At 73.2% G+C, this 23969-nt stretch carries 22 protein-coding genes, 2 tRNA genes and 2 pseudogenes; 15 read left to right on the forward strand and 11 right to left on the reverse strand.

Going from position 1 to position 23969, the window contains the following annotated elements:
• Window positions 1-153 precede the first annotated feature (153 nt).
• Together ACYVPE_RS21075 and ACYVPE_RS21080 are read right to left on the reverse strand one after the other, a co-directional pair.
• Window positions 154-1356 (reverse strand): cation:proton antiporter, encoded by a 1203-nt coding sequence (locus tag ACYVPE_RS21075; protein ID WP_461035216.1) that lies wholly within the window; start codon window positions 1354-1356, stop codon window positions 154-156.
• A gap of 98 nt (window positions 1357-1454) precedes the next feature.
• Window positions 1455-1934, reverse strand: a complete 480-nt coding sequence (locus ACYVPE_RS21080; RefSeq protein ID WP_461035217.1) for a cation:proton antiporter regulatory subunit — start codon at window positions 1932-1934, stop codon at window positions 1455-1457.
• 151 nt (window positions 1935-2085) lie between these two features.
• On the opposite strand from ACYVPE_RS21080, the gene ACYVPE_RS21085 reads away from it, so the two are divergent.
• From ACYVPE_RS21085 to ACYVPE_RS21100, 4 genes are read left to right on the forward strand one after another with little or no spacing between them, the layout of a single operon-like run.
• Window positions 2086-2715 carry a helix-turn-helix domain-containing protein gene (locus ACYVPE_RS21085; RefSeq protein ID WP_461035218.1) on the forward strand — a complete coding sequence of 210 codons (630 nt, stop codon included), beginning with the start codon at window positions 2086-2088 and terminating at the stop codon, window positions 2713-2715.
• On the forward strand, window positions 2712-3998 hold the full coding sequence (locus ACYVPE_RS21090; protein ID WP_461035219.1) for an MFS transporter: 1287 nt from the start codon (window positions 2712-2714) through the stop codon (window positions 3996-3998). The genes ACYVPE_RS21085 and ACYVPE_RS21090 overlap by 4 nt, the downstream gene beginning before the upstream one ends.
• A gap of 9 nt (window positions 3999-4007) precedes the next feature.
• The gene (locus ACYVPE_RS21095) at window positions 4008-5213 is read left to right on the forward strand and encodes a sensor histidine kinase (protein WP_461035220.1); all 1206 of its coding nucleotides are present in this window, start codon (window positions 4008-4010) and stop codon (window positions 5211-5213) included.
• A 7-nt stretch (window positions 5214-5220) separates the two neighbouring features.
• A complete protein-coding gene (locus ACYVPE_RS21100; protein ID WP_461035221.1) occupies window positions 5221-6144 on the forward strand; it encodes an NADP-dependent oxidoreductase in 924 nt (307 codons plus the stop codon).
• 15 nt (window positions 6145-6159) lie between these two features.
• Here the strand turns inward: ACYVPE_RS21100 and ACYVPE_RS21105 are convergent, their stop codons facing one another.
• Window positions 6160-6762 (reverse strand): TetR/AcrR family transcriptional regulator, encoded by a 603-nt coding sequence (locus tag ACYVPE_RS21105; protein ID WP_461035262.1) that lies wholly within the window; start codon window positions 6760-6762, stop codon window positions 6160-6162.
• A gap of 162 nt (window positions 6763-6924) precedes the next feature.
• Here ACYVPE_RS21105 and ACYVPE_RS21110 point away from each other — a divergent pair, with 162 nt between their 5' ends.
• Complete coding sequence (locus ACYVPE_RS21110) at window positions 6925-7749, forward strand: SDR family oxidoreductase (RefSeq protein ID WP_461035222.1); 825 nt, start codon at window positions 6925-6927, stop codon at window positions 7747-7749.
• A 183-nt stretch (window positions 7750-7932) separates the two neighbouring features.
• On the opposite strand, the gene ACYVPE_RS21115 is transcribed toward ACYVPE_RS21110, so the two are convergent.
• Window positions 7933-9174: a wax ester/triacylglycerol synthase domain-containing protein gene (locus ACYVPE_RS21115; RefSeq protein WP_461035223.1), complete on the reverse strand. Its 1242-nt coding sequence runs from the start codon at window positions 9172-9174 to the stop codon at window positions 7933-7935.
• A gap of 186 nt (window positions 9175-9360) precedes the next feature.
• Between ACYVPE_RS21115 and ACYVPE_RS21120 the strand changes: the two genes are divergently transcribed.
• Complete coding sequence (locus tag ACYVPE_RS21120; protein ID WP_461035224.1) at window positions 9361-10566, forward strand: aminotransferase class I/II-fold pyridoxal phosphate-dependent enzyme; 1206 nt, start codon at window positions 9361-9363, stop codon at window positions 10564-10566.
• A 3-nt stretch (window positions 10567-10569) separates the two neighbouring features.
• On the opposite strand, the gene ACYVPE_RS21125 is transcribed toward ACYVPE_RS21120, so the two are convergent.
• The gene (locus ACYVPE_RS21125; protein ID WP_461035225.1) at window positions 10570-11790 is read right to left on the reverse strand and encodes a beta-ketoacyl-[acyl-carrier-protein] synthase family protein; all 1221 of its coding nucleotides are present in this window, start codon (window positions 11788-11790) and stop codon (window positions 10570-10572) included.
• A complete protein-coding gene (locus tag ACYVPE_RS21130) occupies window positions 11787-12053 on the reverse strand; it encodes an acyl carrier protein (RefSeq protein WP_461035226.1) in 267 nt (88 codons plus the stop codon). The genes ACYVPE_RS21125 and ACYVPE_RS21130 overlap by 4 nt, the downstream gene beginning before the upstream one ends.
• Before the next feature lie 298 nt (window positions 12054-12351).
• Between ACYVPE_RS21130 and ACYVPE_RS21135 the strand changes: the two are divergent.
• Window positions 12352-12588 (forward strand): annotated as a pseudogene (locus ACYVPE_RS21135) (ATP-binding protein); the annotation flags it as partial.
• Window positions 12589-12661: 73 nt separating this feature from the next.
• Here the strand turns inward: ACYVPE_RS21135 and ACYVPE_RS21140 are convergent.
• Together ACYVPE_RS21140 and ACYVPE_RS21145 are read right to left on the reverse strand one after the other, a co-directional pair.
• The gene (locus ACYVPE_RS21140; protein ID WP_461035227.1) at window positions 12662-14047 is read right to left on the reverse strand and encodes an FG-GAP and VCBS repeat-containing protein; all 1386 of its coding nucleotides are present in this window, start codon (window positions 14045-14047) and stop codon (window positions 12662-12664) included.
• A gap of 98 nt (window positions 14048-14145) precedes the next feature.
• Window positions 14146-15090 carry an NmrA family NAD(P)-binding protein gene (locus tag ACYVPE_RS21145; protein ID WP_461035228.1) on the reverse strand — a complete coding sequence of 315 codons (945 nt, stop codon included), beginning with the start codon at window positions 15088-15090 and terminating at the stop codon, window positions 14146-14148.
• 82 nt (window positions 15091-15172) lie between these two features.
• Here ACYVPE_RS21145 and ACYVPE_RS21150 point away from each other — a divergent pair, with 82 nt between their 5' ends.
• Entirely contained in the window at window positions 15173-15928 is a 756-nt protein-coding gene (locus ACYVPE_RS21150) for a TetR/AcrR family transcriptional regulator (protein ID WP_461035229.1), read from the forward strand.
• Window positions 15929-16065: 137 nt separating this feature from the next.
• On the opposite strand, the pseudogene ACYVPE_RS21155 reads toward ACYVPE_RS21150, so the two are convergent.
• The 3 genes and pseudogenes from ACYVPE_RS21155 to ACYVPE_RS21165 all read right to left on the reverse strand — a co-directional run.
• A pseudogene (locus ACYVPE_RS21155) lies at window positions 16066-16290 on the reverse strand (RNA-guided endonuclease TnpB family protein); the annotation flags it as partial.
• 77 nt (window positions 16291-16367) lie between these two features.
• Window positions 16368-16441 (reverse strand) — tRNA-Ile (locus ACYVPE_RS21160).
• A gap of 229 nt (window positions 16442-16670) precedes the next feature.
• Window positions 16671-16743 (reverse strand) — tRNA-Asn (locus ACYVPE_RS21165).
• A gap of 168 nt (window positions 16744-16911) precedes the next feature.
• On the opposite strand from ACYVPE_RS21165, the gene ACYVPE_RS21170 reads away from it, so the two are divergent.
• The 7 genes from ACYVPE_RS21170 to arfA all read left to right on the forward strand — a co-directional run bounded on the left by ACYVPE_RS21170 (window position 16912) and on the right by arfA (window position 23962).
• Complete coding sequence (locus ACYVPE_RS21170) at window positions 16912-17205, forward strand: hypothetical protein (RefSeq protein ID WP_461035230.1); 294 nt, start codon at window positions 16912-16914, stop codon at window positions 17203-17205.
• A 142-nt stretch (window positions 17206-17347) separates the two neighbouring features.
• Window positions 17348-18115 carry an IclR family transcriptional regulator gene (locus tag ACYVPE_RS21175; protein WP_461035231.1) on the forward strand — a complete coding sequence of 256 codons (768 nt, stop codon included), beginning with the start codon at window positions 17348-17350 and terminating at the stop codon, window positions 18113-18115.
• Between the two features lie 65 nt (window positions 18116-18180).
• Window positions 18181-19038: an SMP-30/gluconolactonase/LRE family protein gene (locus tag ACYVPE_RS21180; RefSeq protein ID WP_461035232.1), complete on the forward strand. Its 858-nt coding sequence runs from the start codon at window positions 18181-18183 to the stop codon at window positions 19036-19038.
• Between the two features lie 251 nt (window positions 19039-19289).
• A complete protein-coding gene (locus ACYVPE_RS21185) occupies window positions 19290-20591 on the forward strand; it encodes an extracellular solute-binding protein (protein WP_461035263.1) in 1302 nt (433 codons plus the stop codon).
• The gene (locus ACYVPE_RS21190; RefSeq protein WP_461035233.1) at window positions 20588-21544 is read left to right on the forward strand and encodes a carbohydrate ABC transporter permease; all 957 of its coding nucleotides are present in this window, start codon (window positions 20588-20590) and stop codon (window positions 21542-21544) included. Before ACYVPE_RS21185 ends, ACYVPE_RS21190 begins: the two co-directional genes overlap by 4 nt.
• The gene (locus tag ACYVPE_RS21195; RefSeq protein ID WP_461035234.1) at window positions 21541-22404 is read left to right on the forward strand and encodes a carbohydrate ABC transporter permease; all 864 of its coding nucleotides are present in this window, start codon (window positions 21541-21543) and stop codon (window positions 22402-22404) included. Before ACYVPE_RS21190 ends, ACYVPE_RS21195 begins: the two co-directional genes overlap by 4 nt.
• 34 nt (window positions 22405-22438) lie before the next feature.
• Window positions 22439-23962, forward strand: a complete 1524-nt coding sequence (gene arfA, locus ACYVPE_RS21200; protein ID WP_461035235.1) for an arabinosylfuranosidase ArfA — start codon at window positions 22439-22441, stop codon at window positions 23960-23962.
• Window positions 23963-23969: the final 7 nt, after the last annotated feature.

Raw genomic sequence — 23969 nt, forward strand, 5'->3', positions numbered from 1 at the left:
AGAGGGCCGGCCCGGGCGGGCGGCGCCCGCGGCGGCTTCGCCGCCGGGCCGGCGGCCCGCTGCCGCGCGCAGCGCGCCACCCCGCGCGGAGCGCGGACGAAAGGGCGGGTGGGTGGGGGAAAACCCCCCGCGCCCGAAGCAGTCGCGCCGCGGTCACGCGCCGGATTCGGCCGCCGCCACCGCGGTCGTCGTCTGGCGTGCCTTGCGCCGCTCCCGCAGGCGGCTCGCCACCGGTTCCGTCCACCTCGTGGCGAACGGGCCGATGATGACGAGTATCAGCACGTACGCCGTGGCCACCGGCGCGATCCGTGGTTCGGTCGCGGCGGCCAGGCCAGCTATGACGATCGAGAACTCGCCACGCGCCACCAGCGCGCCGCCGGCGCGGAAGCGGCCCCGGGGGCCGACTCCGGCCCGCTTCGCGGCCCACCAGCCGGTGGCGATCTTGGTGCCGGTGGTCACCACGGCGAGGAGCAGCGCCGGGACCAGGACCGGCGGGATCGCCGTCGGGTCGGTCGACAGGCCGAAGAAGACGAAGAAGACGGCCGCGAACAGGTCCCGCAGCGGCGTCAGCAGGCGGCGCGTGTTGTGCGCGACCTCGCCGGAGAGCGCGATGCCCACCAGGAACGCGCCGACCGCCGCCGAGACCTGGAGCTGTTGTGCCACGCCCGCGACCAGCAGCGTCAGGCCGAGGACCACGAGCAGCAGCATCTCCGGGTTGTCGGAGGAGACGGCCTTGCTGATGATGCGTCCGTGCCGCAGCGCGACGTAGAACGCGATGCCGGCCGTGCCGAGCGCGATCGCCAGGGTGAGGCTGCCGCTGGCCAGTCCGACGCCGGCGAGCACCGTGGAGAGCACCGGCAGGTAGAGGGCCATCACCAGGTCCTCCATGACCAGGATGCCCAGTACCACCGGGGTCTCGCGGTTACCGAGCCGGTTGAGGTCGGTGAGGATCTTGGCGATGACGCCGGATGACGAGATGTACGTGACGCCGGCGAGCGCCAGCGCGCCCACCGGGCCCCAGCCCAGCAGGAACCCGGCCACCGCACCCGGGGTCGCGTTCAGCACCAGGTCCACCAGCCCCGAGGGGTACTGGGTCTTGAGGCTGTCCGCCAACTCGGTCGCGGTGTACTCCAGGCCCAGCATGAGCAGCAGCAGGATGACGCCGATCTCGGCGCCGATCTCGATGAAGTCCTCGGTCGTCGAGAGCGGGATGAGGCCGCCGTGCCCGAAGGCCAGCCCTATCAGGAGGTAGAGCGGGATGGGGGAGAGGCCGAGCCGGCCGGCCAGTCGCCCGACGAGCCCGAGGCCCAGAACGACGGCCCCCAGCTCGATCAACATGGTCGTGGTGTCGTGCACGCTCACCGCACCTTTCGGTTGTCAAGGTCATTCACACGGCGCCGGCTGCTACCACCGACGCCGTGTATCCGTGGCCCAGGCGACCGTCAGCGCGGAGCTCAGGCTCCAGCGATGATGTCGGCCAGGTCGCTGACGCCCTCGCGGGTGCCGACGACCAGCAACGTGTCGCCCGCCTCGAGGCGGAAGTCGGGCCCCGGTGACGGGTGCGCGCCAGTCCTGCGCAGCACCGCCACGATCGAGGCGCCCGTCCTCGTGCGGGCTCGGGTGTCGCCCATCGGACGTCCCCGGTAGGGGGAGTCGGGCTCGATCGGAATCCGCTCGGTGACCAGGTCGAGGCCGAGTTCGCTCTCGGGCAGCGTGACGGCCTGGCGTTGTGGGGCGATGATCGAGGCCAACCGCTCGGCCTCGTCCGCGTCCAGGGCGACGGTGCCCTGGCAGGCGTCCGGGTCCTCCGGGTCGAAGAACCCGATGAAGCGCCGGCCGTCCTCGTGGGCCACCACGGAGATGTGTCGTCCATCCCGTGCGGCGATGTCGTACTGGGTGCCGACGCCCGGCAGTGGGGTGCGCCGCGTTCCCATGTTGATCGTGCCTCCTCAACCGTGGTCGCAGTGAGCATAACGCGGGCGCCAGCACGTTTGTTCTGGAGATTGGCCGGAACTCGTCGGTTTACCAAAGAGATCTTCGCAAAGGAGTCTTTGCAAAGACTTCTTTGGGGTCTACCGTGAGCGCATGACGGAACCCGGGGACAAGACAGCGGAGACGGAGGCGGCGGCCGCGGCGGAGCGGGTCGTCGTGCTCGACGGCAAGGGGCTGCGCGCCCTGGCCCACCCGCTGCGGGTGCGCCTCGTCGGGCTGCTGCGCCAGCACGGCCCGGCGACCGCGACCCAGCTGGCCGGGCGGCTGTCCCTGAACTCGGGGGCGACCAGCTACCACCTGCGCCAACTCGCCGCCGCCGGCTTCGTCGAGGAGGACACCGAGCGGGGCAACGCCAGGGAGCGCTGGTGGCGCGCGGTGCACCAGCTGACCACCGTGGAGCCCGAGATCGTCGAGGCCGAACCCGAGGCGGCCCAGGTCTTCCTGCAGTCGGTGGCCGCGGCCCATACCCTGCGCCTCCAGCAGGGCCTCAACGAACTGGCCACCATGCCCCGGGTTTGGGGCCCGGCGCTCAACCTGAGCGACACCATGCTGCGCCTCACCCCTGAGCAGGCGCGCGAACTCGGCCGGGAGCTCTGGGCGGTGCTCCGGCGCTACCGGGAGGAGAACGAGCGGGCCGAGTCCGACGCCGGTCGGGAGAGCGTCGCCGTCCAGTTCCATGTGCTGCCCGAGCCGGCCGGCGCCGACCAGGAACCCGAGGCATGAGATCCCGGGCGCTGGTCGGGCTGCTGACGGCCGTCTCCATATCGCAGCTCGGCACCAGGATCTCCGCGATCGCGCTGCCCTGGTTCGTGCTGGTCACCAGCGGCAGCGCGGCGCAGACCGGTCTTGTGGCGTTCTGCGAGATGGCGCCCTACGTGCTGGCCAAGGCGTTCTCAGGGCCGCTGATCGACCGGGTCGGCGCCCGGCTCACCTCCTGGACCACCGACGTGGTGAGCGCCGTCGCCGTGTGCCTGATCCCGCCACTGCACGCGGCCGACCGGTTGCCGTTCTGGCTGCTGCTCGCGCTGGTGTCGGCGATCGGCCTCTGCCGCGGCCCCGGCGACCTGGCCAAGCAGGTGATGGTCCCGGAGGCGGCCGACCTCGCGCGGGTGCCGCTCGAGCGGGCCACCGGCCTGTCGGGCGTCGCCGAACGACTGGCGAGCACCGTCGGCCCCGCACTCGCCGGCGTGGTGGTCGCGACGCTCGACGCGATGACCGCGCTGCTCGTCAACGCTGCCTGCTTCGCCGCCGGTTCGCTGCTGATCGGGCTCGCGCTGCCGCGCGGCCTGGGGCGCGCCCAGCGTGCGCCGGCCGAGTCCGCCGCCGAACCGGAGGGCTACTGGCGGCGGTTCGGCGTCGGCTTCGCCCATCTGCGACGCGAGCCACTGCTGTTGGCGATCGCCCTCACCGTCGCCGTCACCAACCTGCTGGACGCCGCCTATGTCAGCGTCCTGCTGCCGGTCTGGGCCGAGGAGTCGGGCCACGGACCGTCCGCGATCGGCCTGTTGGGGGCGGTCGGGGGTGCCATGGGGGTCTGCGGCAGCCTGTTGGCCGCCGCGATCGCCCAGCGGCTGCCCCGACTCCCGGTGTTCTTCGGCGGTTTCCTGCTCGCCGGCGCGCCGCGCTTCGTGATCCTGGCGCTCAGCCTCTCGGCCGGCGTGCCGTTGTGGGCGGTGCTCGTGGTGTGCGCCGTCAGCGGGTTCGGCGCCGGGTTCCTCAACCCCATCATCGGTGCCGTCACGTTGGAGCGCGTACCCCGGCACATGCTGGGCCGCGTCCAGGCGTTGGTCACCTCGCTCGCCTGGTCCGGCATCCCGCTCGGCGGCCTGCTCGGCGGCGCGGCGGTCGGCGCCGCCGGGCTGGTTCCGGTACTGCTGGTCGCCGGCTCCCTCTACTTCCTCACCACCAACCTGGCGGCGCTGCGGCCCGAATGGCGCCGGATGGGCCGCGAGGGGCGACAGGCTTCGGCCACGCCACGTCACGAACAGACCACCGCATCGGGTTAGTGTCATGGCGTGTTGTTGACGTGGGCTGGGCGGGCGGTCGGGGACCGGTTCGGGCCGGCACGCCTGCTTCCGCTGTTCATCGGCGCCGGCTACCTGCTGCTCGTCCAGGGGGCACCGCCCGACGCCGCGGACTGGCTGGTCACGCTGGCCGCCGGCCTGCTCTTCCTCGGCGGCGGCGCGTTCCCGCTCGCGGTCTCCCTGGCCGAGAGCGCGCTGCTGCTGCTCGCCCACCCGCTGGTCTCCGAGACCCCGGTCGCCGCCAAGGTGGTGGCCAGCGTGGCGCTCCTGGAGCTCGCCGTGCGCCGCCCGCCGCGCGAGGCGCTGCTCGGCACCGCGGTCCTGATCACCGCGTACGTCCTGCTCATCAAGGACCACGAGACGGTCACCGGGGTGCTGGCCGTGGGCTACCGGGTCGTGGTGGTGGCGGTCGCGCCACTGCTGCTCGGCGCCTATCTGCGCGCCACCGACCGCGCGCTGGCGCAGGCCAGGGCCCGCGCCCGGGAGGCCGAGGCGCGCCGCGAGCTCGCGGCGCGCGGCGCCCGGCTGGCCGAACGCACCGAGCTGGCCCGCGAGTTGCACGACCTGGTGGCGCACCACGTGTCGTCGATGGCGCTGCGGGTCAACGTGGCGAGGGCCGTGCTGCCCGACCTCGACCCGCGGGTGCGCGCGGTGCTCGACGACGTCTACGGCTCCGCCACCACCACCCTCGCCGACCTGCGCCGGCTGGTGGCCGTGTTGCGCGATCCGACGGCCGTCGCGCCCGAGGGCGGCCCGCCGTTGGTGGTGGAGCCCGCCGAACTGCCGGCCGCCGTGGCCGCCGTGGTGGAGCGCGGCGTGCAGGCCGGGCTCGACGTGCGGGCCCGCGTCGACCCCGGCATCGCCGGCCTCGACGCGGTCCGCGGCCTCGCCGTGCTGCGGGTGGTCCAGGAGGGGCTGACCAACGCCACCAAGCACGCCGGCTCAGGCAGCCGGATCACGGTCGAGGTGGCGGTCACCGAGGGCGACGTCCGGGTCGAGGTGCGTGACGGCGGCGGCCCGGCCGAGGTGTCGGGCGACCTGCCTGGCGGGCCCGGGTTCGGGCTGATCGGGCTGCGCGAACGCGTCGGCCTGGTGGGCGGCACGCTGACCGCCGGCCCGCACGACGGCGGCTGGCGGTTGCGCGCCGACCTGCCGGAACGCTGCCCGGGTGGTGCCCCCCGGGCAGCCGTCCCATAGTGGACATATGTCCAGAGCTGTGAGATTCGACGAGTACGGAGACGTCGACGTGCTGCGCGTGGACGAGGTGGCACGTCCCGAGCCGGGTCCTGGCGAGGTGGTGGTCCGGATCAAGGCGGCCGGCATCAACCCGGGCGAGGCGGGCATCCGCCGCGGCCTGCTGCGCAAGCGCTGGCCAGCCACCTTCCCCTCAGGGCAGGGCAGCGACCTGGCCGGAGTCGTCACCGAGACCGCCCCCGACGTCACCCGGTTCGACGTCGGCGACGAGGTGATGGGCTTCACCAACCACCGGGCCAGCCACGCCGAGTTCGCGGCCGTCGAGGCCGACCAGCTGATCAGGCGGCCGACCGACGTGTCCTGGGCCGAGGCCGGCGCGCTGGCCATCGTGGGCACCACCGCCTACGCCGCGGTGCGCGCGGTCGGCGTCGGCCGCGGCGACGTCGTGGTGATCTCCGGCGCGGCCGGCGGGGTCGGCACCCTGGCCTGCCAGTTGGCGCGGGACCTGGGCGCCACGGTGATCGGCCTGGCCAGCGAGGAGCACCACGCCTGGCTCTCCGACCACGGGATCCTGCCGGTCAGTTACGGCGAGGGCGTGGCCCACCGGATCACGGCCGCGGCCGGCGGGAAGGGGCCCGACGCGTTCATCGACACCTACGGCGCCGACTACGTGCGGCTGGCCATCGAGTTGGGCGTGGCACCCGAGCGGATCGACACCATCATCAACATGGCGGACGCCGAGGAGTTCGGCGCCCGGATGGAGGGCAGCGCGGCGGCGGCCGACGCCGGCGTGCTGGCCGAACTCGCCGCCGCCGTCGAGGACGGCCGGCTGCACATCCCGATCGCCAGGACCTATCCGCTGGACGACGTCCGCGACGCCTTCCGCGACCTGGAGCAGCGGCACACGCTGGGCAAGATCGTGCTGATCCCCTGACGCCCGGGCCGGGCCTCAGCCGTGGGGCCCGGGTGCCGGCGCGGCCAGCGAGTCGAGGTGCCGGCTCAGCACCCGGGCAGTCCAGCCGGGGTCGGCGCCCGCCGGCTCGTGGACGACGTGCGCGCCGAGGCCGTCGAGCAGCGCGTGCAGCCGCGCCGCCTCCAGGTCGAGATCCGCCCCGGGGGCCAGGTCGACGCCGTTGTCCAGCCGCCCGATCAGCGTGCGGCACACCTCCCGCAGATGGCGGTGGGCGGCCTCCCGCGACGCGCGCAACGCCTCGTCGGCGCGCGCCGCGTCGAACAGCGCCAGGTACACCTCGGACTCGGTGCGGCGCTCGGTGTCCAGCGGCAGGAACTGCCTGGCGAGCGCCTCCACCGTCTCCCGCGCGCTGGACAGCGGCGGCAGCGCGGCCGCCCTCGCCCTGGCCCGGTCGAGGACCATCTCCAGCGCGAAGACCAGCAACTCCCGCTGGGTGGTGAACACATGACGCAGCGAGCCGGCCGACACCCGGGCCTCGTCCGCGACGGCACGCACCGAGGCGCGGCCGATCCCGTCCCGCACGATCACCCGCCAGGCGGCCCTGGCGATCTCGCGACGGCGCTCGCCGTGATCGATCATTCGTGGCACGACGGTAAAGGTAACGCAAATCCCCCGACTTCACGCATGGTTGGAGCACGGCTGTACCAGCACCTGGCGGGGGCCGCGCCGTCACCACGGCGCCGCCCGGCTCGTTGAGCGGACGACGAAGAGCCGGGCGGCGTGCCGGGAGGAGCGAGGCGGATGGCGGGGGTCGACCTCAACGGGTGCCACGCGGTGGTGACGGGCGGTTCCAGCGGCATCGGGCTGGCCACCGCCCGACTGCTGGCCGGGCGCGGGGCGCGGGTCTCGCTGCTGGCCAGGGACGGCGAGCGGCTGGTGGCGGCCGGCGAGCTGCTGCGGGCGGCCGGCGCGAGCGTCGCCGTCGAGCGGGCCGACGTGGCGGACCGCGCGGCGCTCACCGCCGCCCTCGGCCGGCTCCAGGACACCTGGGGGCCCTGCGACGTGCTGGTCAATTCCGCCGGCACGGCCGGGCCCGGGCATTTCCTCGACCTTCCGGACGGCGCCTTTCGGCGGCAGATGGAGGTCAATTACTTCGGCACGCTGCACGCGATGCGCGCCGTGGTGCCGGGAATGGTGAAACGGGGACGGGGCAGCGTGGTCGCCGTTTCCTCGGCCGCGGCGCTGGTCGGGGTATTCGGATATACCGCGTACGCGCCGTCGAAACACGCGGTGCACGGTCTGATGGCGGCCGTCAGGGGAGAACTCGCCCGGCACGGCGTCCATTCCGCCGTGGTGTTCCCGCCCGACGTCGACACCCCGCAACTGGCGGCGGAGAACCTGCTGAAACCCGAGGAGACCCGGGCCATCGGCGGAATGTTCCGGCCGCTGACCGCCGAGCGGGTCGCCGCCTCGATCGTGGCGGGCATCGAGCGGCGCCGCTTCGTCATCTGCCCCGACCTCGGCACCCGGGCGCTGGCCGCCCTCGGCGGCCTGCTGGGACCGCTGCTGCGCCGCGAGTTCGACCGCCGCACCACGCGCGCCCGCCGGCGGGGCCACGGCCCCTGAGCCCGCCAGGCGCGGCGCGTACCCGCGCCGCCCCGGCCCCGCCCGCCCCCGGCGGCGGCGCGGCCGAGTGGGTCGGGCGTGACGTCGCCCCGAAGGGGCGCGGGGAACTGCGCGACCAGCCACGAGGGTGCCGCGGATGAAAGGCGCCGTCGTCGCGGCTTTTCCCGCAGAGCGCCTACGCGCCTAGCGCCGTACCGTCGGGCCGCTCTCGGCGAGTTCCGCGACGGCCCTGGTGAAGTCGCCGGTCAGCCGCGCCGCCGGGGTGGCGCCGTGGCTGACCACGGTCAGGGTGAGCTGGGCCGCCCGCTCCGGGGTCCTGGTGTGGCCGGCGAGGAAGAAGCTGACGGCGCCGGGCGGCGGCAGGTCGGGCAGCACGATCCCGCCGGTCAACGGCCGGCCGAGCAGGTACCAGGGCCCGCGCCGCAGCACCAGCGTCGTGCAGCACACCGGCGCGTAGGACGGGGCGATGGCGTGGGAGCCGGCGGCGCGCGACGCCCAGGCGCCGAGCAGCGCCGCGCCCCGCAGCAGCCGGGCCGCGTTGACCGCCCGCGACCGGAACCCGGGCCCGACGATCGCCTCGTGACAGACCGCCAGCCGGTCGGCCGGCCGGTCGAGACCGACCGGCAGCGGCACCCTGGCCGCCGAGATCACGTTGCCGAGCTCCCCGTTCGCGCCCGGCGGCCGCAGGTCGACCGGCACCAGCGCGTAGACCGGCCGGTCCCGCCCCGGCCAGCCGGCCAGCGGGCCGTGCACGTCGCGCAGCACCCCGGCGACGCCGGCGAGCAGCACGTCGTTGAGGCTGATCCCGGTGCCCGGCAGCGAGCGCCGCGCCGCCCGCACCGCCGCCGGATCCACCCCAGTCCAGGCCGTGGTCGGCTCGCCGGGCGTGCCGGGCAGCCGGCGGCTCGGCCGCGCCTGGTGCACCAGGTCCCGGCCCAGCCTGCCGAGTCCGCCGAGGCCGGCCGCCGGGGCGTGCCCCCGGGTCGCCGGCTCCCGGCCCACCGGGGTCGGGCCGTCGAGCAGCAGGTAGAGCAGGGTCTCCAGGGACCGGCCGTCGAGCGCCGCGTGATGGGCGGTCAGCAGCAGCGCGAAGCCGTCCTCGCCAGGTCCTGTCCCCGGCACCAGGTGCAGCCGCCACGGCGGCAGCCCGGCCGGCAGCCGCCGCCGCACCGCGTCGTCCACCAGCGCGGCGAGGCCGGTGCCCGGCGCCGCCACCCGCACCTGACCCGCCGGGTCGAAGCGGTCAAGGGCCAGCCACCGGTGCCGCCGCAGCGGCCCGGGCGCGGGCGGCGGGCACAGCACGGAACGCATCCTGAGCAGCGAACCGAAACGCTTGACCACCAGATCCCGCAATTCGTCGACATCCGGCACCGGCCCCGAGAAGAACACGGCCGAACCGATCGTCTTCGGAGTGCCGCCGGCCACGAAACACTCGTCAGAAGCCGAGAGTGCGATACTATTTTTCATCCTCCCCGCCTTTTCTCCCTACCAAGGGGGCCCCTTACCAAACGACAGCGATTCCGTGCCCCCCGGCGTGTGGGGGAGCATTCTCATCGCGATGATCGGACAGGCTGCACTCTGACACGACAGGGAAGAGGCCCAGGTAACGGCATGGCAGATATCTTCGACAAGAAGCCGATCGCGGTAATCGGCGAAATGGCGGAGACGGGCGTCAGCCCCTACTACCGCACCGCAGAGCCGAACGCGGTCATGGCCGGCTGCAACGACTATCTGGGCCTGGCGACCGACCCCCGGCTCGTCGAGGCCGCCGCCACGGCAACCGCCCGCTACGGCACCAGCTGCTCGGGGTCCCGCATCCTCAACGGCACGCTGCCGCTGCACGAGGAACTGGAGGCCAGGCTGGCGGCGTTCCTCGGCTGCGAGGCCGCCCTCGTCACCACCACCGGATTCCAGGCCAACCTGGCCGTCGGCACCCTGCTCGGCCCCGCCGACGCCGCGTTCAGCGACATGGCCAACCACGCCTCGCTCGTCGACGGCGTCCAGCTCGGCCAGGGCACCCGCTTCCGCTACCGGCACGGCGACCTGGCGCACCTGCGCCGGCTGCTGGCCGCCGCCGACCCCGCCGCCGGCAAGCTGATCGTCACCGACGGCATGTTCTCCATGGAGGGCGACCTCTGCCCGCTGCCCGGGCTGCGCGAGCTCGCCGACCGGTACGGCGCCCGCCTGGTGGTGGACGGCGCGCACGACATCGGGCTGCTCGGCGCGCGTGGCAGCGGCGTCGCCGAACACTTCGGCCTGCCGGACGCCGTCGACCTGTACTCCGGCACCTTCTCCAAGTGCTTCGGCTCGCTCGGCGGGCTGCTCGCAGGGCCCGCCAGGATCGTCGAGTACCTGCGCTACAGCGCCCGCCCGGTGCTGTTCTCGGCCGCGATGTCCCCGGCCTCGGCGGCGGCCGCGCTGACCGCGCTGGACATCATCGAGACCGAACCGGCCCGCCGCGAACGGGTGTTCGACCACGCCGAGCGGCTGCACAACGGGCTGCGCGCCCTCGGCTTCGCCACCGACCCCTCCATCACCCCCGTCGTCCCCGTGCACGTCGGCAGGACCCGCCCCTGCCTGCGGATGTGGCAGGCGCTGCACGACGCCGGCGTGCACACCAACGCCGTGGTGGCGCCCGCGGTGCCGCGCGGCCGCGCCCTGATCCGGGTCACCCCGCAGGCCACCCACACCGACGAGCAGATCACCCGGATCCTGGACGCCTTCGCCACCTGCGGGCGCCGGCTCGGCCTGGTCGCCGGGCGGGCCGAGCACGACTGGACGCCGGTCGCGCTGGCCCGCCCGAAGCTCACCGGGTGAAGCTCACCGGGTGAAGGCCAGCGACACGTTGTGCCCGCCGAAGCCGAACGAGTCGCTGACCGCGACCGCCACAGGCCGCTCCCGCGGCTTCTTGACGACCAGGTCGATCCCCAGATCCGGCGCCGGCGCCCCGACGTTGGCGGTCGGCGGCACCACTCCGCGCGCCAGGGTCAGCACCGTGAGCAGCGCCTCCACGGCCCCGGCGGCGCCCAGGCTGTGCCCGAGCACCCCCTTGGCCGAGGTGACGCTCGGCCCGTGCGGGAACACCCGCTCGATCATCCGGCCCTCCGCCGTGTCCCCCTGCCGCGTCGACGTGGCGTGCGCGTTGACGTGCTCCACGTCGGACGCCCCGATCCCGGCCTCCGCCAGCGCCGTCCGCACCGCCGCCTCCGCGCCCCGACCCTCCGGGTGCGGAGCCGTGGGGTGGTGCGCGTCCGTGCTGACCCCGCACCCCGCGAGCACCGCGAGCGCGGCCCGCCCGCGGGCCCGCGCGTCGCCCGACCGCTCGAGCACCAGCGCGGCCGCCCCCTCCGCCATCACGAAGCCGTCGCTGTCGGCCGCGAACGGCCGGGACGCGCCCGCCGGGTCGTCCCGCCGCCCGGACAGCGCGCCGGCCCGCTGAAACCCCGTCACCATCAGCGGCGTCGTCGCGGACTCGGTGCCACCCGCCACCACCACGTCACACCGGCCGTCGACCAGCCAGTCCCGCGCGACGGCCAGCGCGCTCGCCCCCGAGGCACACGCCGTCACCGCCGCCAGGCTCGGCCCCCGCGCGCCCAGCGCCAACGCGACCTCGCCGGCCGCCATGTTGGGCAGCATCATCGGAACGAGCGCGGGCGACACCCACTCCGGCCCCCGCTCCGCCAGCCGCTCGCCCTGCTCCTTCACGGCGTGCATGCCGCCGATCCCGCAGCCGACCACCACCCCGACCCGCGCCCCGTCCCACGTCGCCGGGTCGAGCCCGGCGTCCGCCACCGCCTCGGCGGCGGCCACCAGCGCCAGCCGGGTGAACCGTTCGAGCCGCCACAGGTTCCGCGGCCCGCTCGCCGTGCCGAGCTCCTCGACGGGCAGCCGGCAGGAGAAGTCGACCGGCAGCCCGGCCAGCGCCGGATCCCGGGACGCCGTCCCCTCGCCGCGGCACACCCCCTCCCAGGTCGCCGCCACCCCCACCCCGGCCGGGGTCACCGCCCCGAGCCCCGTCACCACCACATCGGACCGGCTCACTGCGGCACGGCCCGCGCCGCGTCCAACGCCCGCGCCACGTCCGCCAGCGTCGAGTCCACGGTGATCCCGTTCTCGTCCAGCGCGACCCCCGTCTCCTCGCGCAGGCACAACGCGAACTCCACCCGCCCCAGCGAGTCGAGACCCACCTCCTCCACCGACATCTCGGGCGACAGCTCGTCCGCCACGAACTGGAACTTCCCGACCAGGACCGCCACGACGACGTCGTAGCTCGCACTCCGCCCACTCATGCTCTGCTCACTCATAGGGCGCAGTCTCCCGGCTCGGAAGCATCGAATGTCTCATTGAGGGATGAAAAGCACCCATCTGTCGGACTGCCGGCCAGGACGAAGGCCCGCGGCCCCATCCAGAGCGTGCCGGTGCCTCCACTCACGACGACGTAGATGCCCGAGCCCGGAGCCACCTCCTGCGACGTGCCACCCTCGCCATGACCCCGAAGGTCGTCCACGCCCACCACGTCACCTGGGGGTTCGCCGCCGCCGAGTGCCCGAGCACGGGGACCGCACCTGGGCGACCCTCGTCCACACCCCGCGCCGCTGGACCCGCGTCGTTCTCCTCGGCGAGGCCAAGGCCACCGCGGCCCGACGCGGCACCGGCGATCTCCAGCGCCTGGAGCGCATCCGCGCCCTGCTCACCGAACAGGGCTGTCAGACGGCCGAGACCACCCTCGCTCTCTTCTCCCCGCACGGCTTCCACTCTGACGTGCGAGAACTCGCGGCCCGCCGGAACGACGTGCTCCTCGTCGATTTGACGACGCTCTACGGCGTGGACGACGTCTGAACGGTCGCGGACCTGCCGCTCCAACGAGCCGACGCGCCGTCACCCGGCCGGCTTTGGTTTCCCCGCCGTCGGCCTACTGCAGGGCACCGTCCGCGACGTCCCAGTCGCCCCAGTAGGAGGCGCCGGTGGTGGTGACGCCGGACGTGGTGCCGGGCAGGCGGACCGAGGGCTGGCTATCGCTGCCGCTGTCGACCAGCAGGTCGGCGCGGTTGTCGCGGTTGGTGTCGCGCAGCCGGACCGTGACGCCGAACGCGTCGAGCCACCGCCTGGCGCCCGGCACTCCGGACGTGCCGCGGTCGAACGCCTGGGAGTTGGCGCCGGTCACGCCGCCGGAGCCGCCGCGGAGGACGTGGACCGCCCCGGCCTCGGCCAGGTCGCCGATCTGCTCGCCGGGGGCACCGACCGCCAGGTCGGGGTAGCCGTCGCCGTTGACGTCGCCGGCCGAGACGCTGTAGCCGAACTGGTCGTTCGGCTCGGGGGTGCCGGCCACGCCGGCCGTCGACTGGGAGATCCGCACCGCCGAGGCAGGGCCGTTCGCGCCGCCGCGCCAGACGGTGGCGCGCCCCCGGGAGCCGTTGTACGCGGCGTCGCCGAAGGCGACGTCGCCGTAGCCATCCCGGTCGAAGTCGGCTATGACGCCGTCGGCCTGCCAGCTGTTCTGGGTGGGGGAGAGGCGTCCCGAGGTGCCGGAGGCCAGGGTCGAGCCGCCGCGCACGAACCAGGCCTCGGTGCCCTCCTCGCCGTCGAAGCCGTTGACGCCGACGATCACCAGGTCGGTGGCCGTGTCCCGGGTGACGTTCCCCGCGATGAGGCGGGTGGCGAAGAAGCCGGCGTCGCGGCGGAGCCGGGTGATCGAGCCGGCGACGCCCGACGGGGCGATGTTCCCTCGGAAGACGTAGGCGTCCGTGCCGTCGATGACGGCCAGGTCGGGGCGCCCGTCCGCGTTGAAGTCGCCGGTGGCGAGGTCCTCGCCGAAGCCGTCGTTCGCCCGTGGGCTCTGGTTGGGCACGTTGGTCCCGCCGGTCAGGCCGTTGGCGCTGCCCCACAGGATGGTCACGCTGCCCTGGTCGGCCCGCCCCGAGACGTCCTCGCCAGGGGCGGCGACCGCCAGGTCGGCGTAGCCGTCGCGGTCGAAGTCGGCGGCGGCGCGCGCGGCGCCGAACATGTCGCCCGCCTCGTTGCCGCCCGGCACACCGGGACTGCCCTGGTGGATCACCTGTCGCCGGGTGCCGATCCCGGACGCCGTGCCGTAGGTGATCTCGACGGCGCCCGCGTCACCGGCCTCCTCCGATCCCCACAGCCAGGCGGCGTAGTCGCGGTACCCGTCCCCATTGAAGTCGTCCGCGTACCGGGCTGGCGCCGCCTGCGCCGTCCCGGCCGGGACGGCCGGCAGCAGGCCACCCCCCACGACGGCGGCCACGCCCAGTGTCGTCGCGATCCGCAGCGCGCTTCGTCTCATCCAGCTCTCCCTGACCGGAAAGATCAACATCAACGGAGGGAAGACCACCGTGACGCACCGGAGGTTGTACGGGAGTTGGGGGCCAGTTCCGCGCACGTTCACCTTCGGCGGCGGCTGTCGTGGCGAGACCAGGACAGGTGGGCGCGGATGGCGGCGGCGCCTGATTCGGCGAGCCAGTCGGTGAGCGTACGCAGCCCTGGATGGATCACTCGCAGTGCCTCGATGTCGGCGTGCCAGCGGTCGCCGGCCTGCCAGCGCCGCTTGGTCTCGGCGATCTCCGGGCCGATCGCGGCGGTCTCGTCGTCGGTGAGCTGCTCGTAGCGGACCGGCACGCCGGTGGCCCTGGCGATCGCGGCGGCGGCCTCGACGGGGGTGGGTTCGTCACCGGCCAGCTCCAGCGTTCGTCCGGCGAACCTGGCCGGGTCGGCGAAGGCGAGCGCGGCGAATTCGGCGATGTCCTCCAGCGAGATGACCTGCATGGGCTCGTGCGGCGGGAACAGGTGCCGGTGCACGCCGTTCGCGATCCCGTCGATGCCGATCAACCGGCCGCCGAGGTAGTTGGTCATGAACCGGACGGGACGTAGCACGGTGGGCAGCGCGATGTGGTCGCGCAGATATCGCTCGATCGCCGCCTTGTCCGCCGTCACCTGCCGTGTCGCCGAGGTCGAGGCGATGGTGCTGAACACCACCTGCTCGACCCCCGCCGCGGCCGCCGCGTCGATCAGCGCCCGGACCCTGGCCACTTCGAGATCCGTTTCAAGGCCGGTCGGCCCGAGGGCCAGGGGCGGCACGCCGAACACGGCGCGGGCGCCGTCGAACGCCGGCCGCAGGCTTGCCGGGTCGTCGAAGTCGCCGCTGACGAGCTGGGCGCCGGCGGCGGCCAACCCGACCGCCACCAAGGCGGCCGGGTCACGGACCAGGGCTCGTACCGGTCGCCCCTCGGCCAGGAGCCGCATCGCGGTGGCGCGTCCTTGCTTGCCGGTCGCGCCGGTGACGAGGATCGGAGAGTCGGGGTGGGGCGGGGGCGGGGTCGGAGTGGTCACGGCGTCCGTTCCTGAGACGAGGGATACTGGCATCATCCGGAATGGTCGACCCGCTTCCTCATGGCGGAAAGGGTTGCGTGACATGACAGGTGCAGCGCCTGGCGCCGAGCGCGCCGATGCCCGCCGCAACCGTGCGGTCGTGCTGCGCACCGCGGCGCGGGTATTCGCCGAGGAGGGGATCGAGGTCCCGCTCGTCCGGATCGCGCGGCGCGCCGGGGTCGGAGCCGGGACCGTCTACCGGCACTTTCCCAGTAAGCAGGTCCTGCTTGAGGCCGTGCTCATCGAACACATCGAGGGCCTGGTGGGCGCCGCCGATCAGTGGGCCGCCCGGGCCGCGCCAGGGGACGCGCTCTTCGGGTTCCTGCTTGAGGTGGTCGAGCGGTCGGCCGGCCGCCACCATGTCTGCGACGCGCTGACCGCTGACTGCGGCTGGCCGCGCGTCGGCCTCGCGGCGGTGGCGGGGCGGTTCGACGAGGCGCTCGACCGCTTGTTGCGCGACGCGAGACGCGCGGGTGCGGTACGCCCCGACCTGCGGGTGGACGACCTGACCGCGGTGGCCGTCGGTGCCGCCGCGCTCCGTTCGGCCCATCCCAACCAGGCGCGCGGCGCCCGACTGGCACGGCTGCTGCTGGACGGACTGCGCACCCCGCCCGTCACGGAAGCGGTCGCCTTCCGTGACGGGCGGCGGAACGGGCGTCACGAAACCGGCGCCCGCGACGCCGAGCGCTGCGCGGAGTGCGGCGCCCCGCTGCGGGGCCGCGCCACCGGCCGGCCGGCCCGCTACTGCGGTCCGACCTGCCGCCAGCGCGCCCACCGCCGCCGGCGCGTCGTCGGCTGACCCGGCCGGCGTGGGGCGGTCAGTAGCCGTAGCGGGACTTCAGATGACGCCACCGGTCACGGAGCATCCAGATGTCGAACTCCGTGATGGAGGACGAACTCCCGGCTCGCATGATGAAGTTGCTGACGCCCGTCGGCGTCCAGTCGTAGAAGTCGTCCAGGCCGACTGGAGAAGGACCAGCGGCCCTGGCGTTCCGGGTCGAACGCCCGAACGTCCTTCAACTGGGCGGACTGCTGCCCGTAGGTGATGCTCGTTCTCGAGGTGTGCCGGTAGGCGTCCCGGCGCTGCTGCAACGCGCCGTTGTAGAGGGAGCGGTGATCGCGCAGCATCTCGCCGAGCGCGGCGGCCTGGTGGTGGGCCGGGTGAGGGGGATCAGGCCCTGCTGGACCACGAAGCCCCCACTGGCCGGATGTGGCTGGTGGGGGCCTTCGCCGCTGAGTGGGGCAGGTGGGACTCGAACCCACGGCCGACGGATTATGAGTCCGTTGCTCTAACCGGCTGAGCTACTGCCCCAGGTACGGCGTGCCGCGCACACCTGTGCGCGCTGTCTGCCGCAGCATAGCTGTTCATACGATCTCCCGCGCGGGTCGGGGTGCTCGTACGGGGACTGTGACTGCGGGCATGGGGTGATCGGTTCCCGATGGCCGGTGAGTGATGCATCGCGAGGGTCGGAAAAGCTCCGAACACGAACGAAGGGCCCCGATCGGGGCCCTTCGGGTGATGTGGACGAACATCCACTCTGCTCCCCCGACTGGACTCGAACCAGTAACCTGCCGGTTAACAGCCGGCTGCTCTGCCAATTGAGCTACAGGGGACTGCTCTGCTCGGGCCCACCGCCCGGTTCCCCGGGGGCGCGACCTTCGCGCGACGCTTACATTAGCGCATGTGAGGGGGTGGTTTGAAATCGGTATCCGGGCCACCCGGTTGCCGGCCCGATCGTGGGTCAGGAGAAGATCGGAAAGTCCGACGAAGGGAAGCGTCTGATGCGCAAGCTCATCTTCATCGCGGGTCTGGCCACCGGTTACGTGCTGGGCGCCAGGGCGGGGCGGGAGCGGTACGAGCAGCTCCGGGAGGCGGCGGACCGGGCGCGGCGCAACCCCTCGGTCAGGAACACGGTGGACAGCGCGGCGCAGGCCGGCCGGCAGGCCGCCGGCCGGGCGGCGGGTCTGATGGCCGACCGGACCGCCGGCAGGGTGCCGAGCTCGGTGACCGACACGCTACGCTCGGTGCGGGATCGGGCGACCGGCGCGGAGGTCGACGCCCGGGAAGACGTGTAGTCCGCGCCTCCCGGCCATTGCCCACGGTCGCGGGCGCTGGTTAGCTATGTTCGAGATTCCGGAATCCGCCCGGCATCTCGAACACTGTGCTATCTCGAACACTGTGCATCTCGAACGACCGAGTGCGGGGGAGGCGTAGGGCATGGGGCGTCGCGTGCCGGCCGTCAGCCGAGCGTTGGACATACTCGAGCTCTTTCTCGACGGGGACGGCACGCTGTCCGCGCCGGAGATCACCCGCCGGCTCCAGCTGCCGCGCACCACCGTGCACGAGCTGGTCACCACGCTGGCGGCCCGCTCCTATCTGGTGCCGGTGCCCGAGCAGCCGGGCCGCTACCGGCTCGGGGTGCGCACCTACCAGCTGGGCAGCCGCTACGCCGAGCAGCTCGACCTGGCCGCCGAGGGCCAGCAGGTGGCCCGCGCGGTGGCGGAGACCTGCGGCGAGACCGTGCACGTCGCGGTCCTCGAGGACGCCGACGTCATCTACATCGCCAAGGTGGACAGCACCCACGCCGTCCGGATGGTCTCGGCCGCCGGGCGCCGGCTGCCCGCCCACTGCACGGCGGTCGGCAAGATGCTGCTCGCCTCGCTGCCGCCCGACCGGCTCGACGAGCGGCTCTCCGCGACCGGCGAGCTGCGGGCGATGACCCCCCACTCGATCACCGAACCGGCCGCGCTGCGGGCGGCGCTCGTGGAGATCCGGGAGCGCGGGGTGGCCTTCGAACAGCGCGAGTCCAACCCCGACGTGAGCTGCGTCGCCGCCCCCGTCAGGGACCGCTCGGGCCGGGTGGTGGCCGCGTTGAGCGTCTCCGTGCCGATGATCCGGTGGAGCGAGGAACGGCAGGGGGAGCTGGCGGACCTGGCGGTCAAGGGCGCGGCGCAGTTGTCGGAGCGGCTCGGCCACCACGGCTGAGGCGGGCAGGCGGGCAGGCGGGCAGTCTGGCAGGCAGACAGGCAGGCGACGAGAGGAAGCGGGTCATGGTGGCGGACGGTCTGGAGATCGCGATACGGGCGCGGGCCGAGCTGGGGGAGGGGCCGACCTGGGATCCGGCGGGCGGGCGGCTGATCTGGGTGGACATCCTGGCCTCCAGGATCAACCTCTTCGACCCGGCCACCGGCCGGCGCACCGTGCTGCCCACCGAGCAGCACGTCGGGGCCGCCAAGCCGCGGGCCGGCGGCGGCTTCGTGGTCAATCTCAGGGACGGCGTCGGCCTCTACAACGAGGCCGGCGGATTCTCCTGGCTGCACCACCAGGCCGTGGCCGGCCGCCGCGGCAACGACGCGGCGGTGGCGCCCGACGGCACGCTGTGGGCCGGCACCATGCGCTATGACGAGCGGCCCGGCGGCGGCTCGCTCAGCCGGGTCGGGGCCGACGGCTCGGCGGCCGTGGTGGTGCCCGACGCGACCGTCAGCAACGGCATCGGCTGGAGCCCTGACGGCTCGCTGATGTACTACATCGACACCCCCACCCAACGGGTCGACGTGTTCACGATGACGGAGGACGGCTCCGCGCGGGACCGCGGGCCGCTCGTGGACACCACCGAGTTCGCCGGCTCACCCGACGGCCTCACGGTCGACGCCGACGGCTGCGTCTGGGTCGCGTTCTGGGACGGCCACGCGGTGCGCCGCTTCACGCCGGAGGGCAAGCTCGACCGCGTCGTCGAACTGCCCGTCTCCCGCGCCACCGCCTGCGCGTTCGGCGGCCCCGGGCTGACCGACCTCTACATCACCACCGCGAGCGTGGGCACCGACCCGGGGGCCGAGCCCCTTTCCGGCTCGGTGCTGGTGCTGCCGGGCGCCGGCCGCGGCCTGCCGCAGCCCGCCTTCGCCGGCTGACGCGGCGGGCGGCTCGCCGGGCCCCGGAGGGGGCGAGCCGCCCGAGGCCCCGCGGCAGGCCCGTCTGACGGATCGTCGAAAATCCAGTTGCTGCACGACCGTTGACCTCCGCTCCGCTACCCACCTACGTTCATGTTCGTATTTTCGATCCTTGTTCGGGATTACGAATGGAGGATGGGTGCCGCATGTTCCGACCATCCGCTCCACACACCCTGGGCCCCCCGCTGCCCCCCGGGCCCACCAGACGACGGATGCTCGGCTCGTTCGCCGGGCTCGGCGCCCTCGGGGCGCTCGCCGCCGCCGGCTGCTCGGCCCCGAGCGGCGCCGGCTCGGGACAGACCAGGTTGCGCTACTGGCACCTCTTCGGCGGTGGTGACGGCGCCAACATGGCCGCGATGCTCGACGCGTTCCAGGCCGAGCACCCCGACATCGACCTGGAGGCGGCCACCCTCCAGTGGGGCGCGCCCTACTACACCAAGCTCGGCATGGCCGGCGCCGGCGGGCGCGCCCCCGAGGTCGCCGCCATGCACCTGGCGCGGCTCGCCGGCTTCGCCCCCGGCCGGCTCCTCGACCCCTTCGACCTCGACCTGCTGGCCGAACACGGCGTCACCCCCGCCAACTTCCCCGTCGACCTGTGGCAGCGCGGCGCGGTCGACGGCGCCCAGTACGCCGTCCCGCTCGACACCCACCCCATGGTCCTCTACTACAACACCGACGTCTGCGAGCGCGCCGGGCTGCTCGACGGCGACGGGCGGCTCCGCGCCATCGAGGGCGCCGACGCCTTCGCCGAGGCACTGCGCGCCGCCGGCGAGGTCACCGGCGGCCCGGGACTCGTCGCCGAGACCCTGGGCGCCGACACCATCGGCCCCTGGCGGATGTTCAACGCCTTCTACGCCCAGACCGGCGGCCAACTGCTCACCGAGGACGGCACCAGGATCGCGATCGACGACGCCAAGGCCCTCACCGTGCTCCGCTACATGCGGCGGCTCACCGAGGAGGGGCTCTGCGTCGAACGCGCCGACTACCAGGGCTCGGTCGGCATCTTCGCCGCCGGTGAGACCGGCTTCTACCTCAACGGCGAGTGGGAGGTCACCACCTACCTCAACACCGGGCTGCCGTTCTCCATGGCCCGGATACCCAACCTCTTCGGCACCGCCGCCACCCAGGCCGACTGCCACGCCTTCGTGCTGCCGCACCAGACCGGCCGCGGCGGCGCCTCCAACGAGGCGGCCCACGCGTTCGTCGCCTGGATGCTCACGCACTCCGTCGACTGGGCGGCCGGCGGCCACGTCCCCGCCTACCTGCCCACCCTGGAGGAACCCGACTACCTGGCGATGACCCCGCAGTCCGAGTACCGCGCGGTGATCGACGAGGTGGTGCTCGACCCGCAGGTCTGGTTCGCCGGCTCCGCCTCCCGGCTCTGGATCGAACTCGGCGCCGTCTTCGCCGGGGTGCTCACCCGCACCCGCACCCCCGAGGACGCGCTGGCCGAGGCCAGGTCCCGGCTCCAGGAACTCCTGGACACCCCAAGCCCGTTCGGGGAGACCGCATGACGACCACCACACCGGGCGAGCTGACCACGCCCGCGGAACCCGCGCCGCCGAGGACACCACCCGCCACCGTGCGCCGCCACTGGAGCGAGCACGGCCTCGTCTTCACCCTGCCCTTCCTCGTCGTCTACGCGCTCTTCCTGGTCTGGCCGCTGCTCTCCGGTATCCGGATGAGCCTCACCAACGCCGACATCGCCGGCACCCAGTCCGACTACATCGGCTTCGACAACTACGCCGAGGCGCTGACCGACCCCGACGTCTGGTCCTCGCTCTGGAACACCCTCTGGTTCACGGTGCTCTCCACCGTGCCGCTGGTCGTCGTCGGCCTGGTGCTCGCGCTGCTCGCGCACCACCTGCGGGTCGTCGCCTGGCTCTGGCGGCTCAGCTGGTTCGCGCCGTTCCTGCTGCCGTCCGGCGTCGTCTGCCTGCTCTGGCTCTGGGTGATCTACCCCACCGACTTCGGCTTCGCCGACCAACTCCTCGCCGAGTTCGGCCTGCACCCCGGCATCGGCTGGCTCACCGACACCCGCTACGCGATGCTCTCCGTGGTCCTCACCACCATCTGGTGGACAGTCGGCTTCAACTTCCTGCTCTACCTGGCCGCGTTGCAGTCCATCCCACAACACCTCTACGAGGCCGCCGAGTTGGACGGCGCCGGCGCCTGGCACCGGCTGCGCCACATCACCCTGCCGCAGCTGCGCTCCACCACCGGCGTGGTGCTGGTGCTCCAACTCCTCGCCTCGCTCAAGATCTTCGACCAGGTGTACATCATGACCGGCGGCGGCCCCGACGAGTCGACCCGGCCGATCCTCCAGTACGTCTACCAGTCCGGATTCACCGGCTACCGGATCGGCTACGCCTCGGCGATCTCGTACATCTTCTTCGCGCTGATCGTGATCGTCTCACTGGTCCAGCTGCGGATCACGCGCCGGCGGAGAGAGGAGAACGCGCTATGAGTGCCGTAGTGGAGGCGACGGCGGCCGGCCGCCGGTCGCGTTGGACCCCGGGCCGGCTGGCCATGCTCGGCGGCGCCCTGCTGCTCGCCCTGCTCTGGCTGCTGCCACTGGCCTGGGCGCTCGCCACCTCCTTCAAACCCGAGTCCGAGACCACCGAGACCGGCTTCCAGTGGATCGGCTCCTACCTGACCCTCGACGCCTACCGGGCGGTCTGGGAGTCGGGAAACCTCACCCGCTGGATGGTCAACACCGCCTACATCGCCTCCGTGACCACCGTGCTCACGGTCGCCCTGACCGCCATGGCCGCCTACGGCTTCAGCCGCACCGAGTTCCGCGGCCGCCGGACGCTCTACGGACTGGTGCTCGCCGGGATCATGGTGCCGCCACAGGTGCTGATCGCGCCGCTGTTCGCCGAGATGGTCTCGCTCGGCCTCGTCGACACCTACTGGGGCGTCATCCTGCCCCAGGTCGCCGTGCCCGCCATGGTGTTCATCCTGGTGAAGTTCTTCGACGGCGTGCCGCGCGAACTCGAGGAGGCCGCCTACGTGGACGGCGCCGGACGCTGGCGGGTCTTCTGGCAGATCGTGCTGCCGCTCTCCCGGCCGGTGCTGGCGGCCGTCGCCATCTTCACCTTCATCCAGACCTGGAACAACTTCCTGTGGCCGTTCCTGGTGACCACCGACCCCAACGCGATGACGCTGCCGGTCGGCCTGGTCAACGTCCAGTCCACCTACGGCGTTCGCTACGCCCAGGTGATGGCCTCGGTGATCATCGGCGGGCTGCCGCTGCTGGTGGTCTTCGCGTTCTTCCAGCGGCAGATCGTCCGCGGCGTGGCCCACACCGGCCTCGCCGGGCAATGAACACGCACAACTCACCAGTGAGGCAAAGGACATGATGAGCGCACCGCACACCGCCCGCTTCACCCTCGACCCCGACTTCACCGTCTCGGCCGTTGACCCGCGGCTGTTCGGCTCGTTCGTCGAGCACCTCGGCCGCTGCGTCTACACCGGGATCCACGAGCCAGGACACCCCACCGCCGACGAGGCGGGACTGCGCGGGGACGTGCTCGAACTGATCCGGGAGCTCGGCGTCAGCGTCGTCCGCTACCCCGGCGGCAACTTCGTCTCCGGCTACAAGTGGGAGGACGGCGTCGGGCCCAAGGAACAGCGGCCCCGCCGGCTCGACCTGGCCTGGCGGTCGACCGAGAGCAACCAGTTCGGGCTCGGCGAGTTCGTCGACTTCGTCCGCAAGATCCAGGGCGAGCCGATGATGGCCGTCAACCTCGGCACCCGCGGCGTCGCCGAGGCCATCGAGCTCCAGGAGTACGCCAACCACCCGGGCGGCACCGAGCTCTCCGACCGGCGCGCCGCCAACGGCGACAAGGACCCCTACGACATCCGGCTGTGGTGCCTGGGCAACGAGCTGGACGGCCCCTGGCAGACCGGCCACAAGACCGCCGACGAGTACGGCAGGATCGCCGCCGAGACCGCCCGCGCCATGCGGCAGATCGACCCGGACGTCGAACTCGTCGCCTGCGGCAGCTCGTCCCAGTCCATGGAGACCTTCGCCAGCTGGGAGTCCACCGTCCTCCAGCACTCCTACGAGCTGGTCGACCACGTCTCGCTGCACGCCTACTACTACGAGCGGGACGGCGACCGCGACTCGTTCCTCGCCTCCGCCGTGGACACCGAGTCGTTCATCGAGAACGTCGTCGCCACCTGCGACCACGTCGGGGCCCGGCTGAAGTCGAAGAAGACCATCAACCTCTCCTTCGACGAGTGGAACGTCTGGTACCAGGACGGCAGCGCGCCCACCCTGTCGGACGAGGGCCGCGGCGACGACTGGGACGAGGCGCCCCGGCTCCTGGAGGACAACTACAGCGTCACCGACGCCGTCGTCTTCGGCTCGCTGCTGATCGCCCTGCTCCGGCACGCCGACCGGGTCAAGATCGCCTGCCTCGCCCAACTCGTCAACGTCATCGCGCCGATCGCCACCGAACCGGGCGGCGCCGCCTGGCGGCAGACCACCTTCCACCCGTTCGCCCAGGCCTCCGCCCACGGCCGCGGCACCGTGCTCGACGTGCGTCCTGAGAGCCCTCGGCACGCCACCGCCAAGTACGGCGAGGTCGACCTGCTGCACGCCACCGCCGTCCGCGACGAGGCGACCGGCGCAGTCACCGTCTTCGCCGTCAACCGCCACCAGACCGAACCGCTGCCGCTGGAGATCACCCTGCGCGGCCTCGGGCTCGGCGAGGTGGTGGAGCACAGCGTGCTCGCCGACGCCGACCCCGACGCCCGCAACACCGCCGCGAGCCCCGACCGGGTCGCCCCGCACCCGGCCACCGGCACCGGACTGGAGGGCGAGGTGCTGGCCGCCACCCTGGAACCGCTGTCCTGGAACGTGATCCGGCTCGCCTGACGACCGG

Source organism: Streptomyces mayteni (assembly GCF_054783955.1).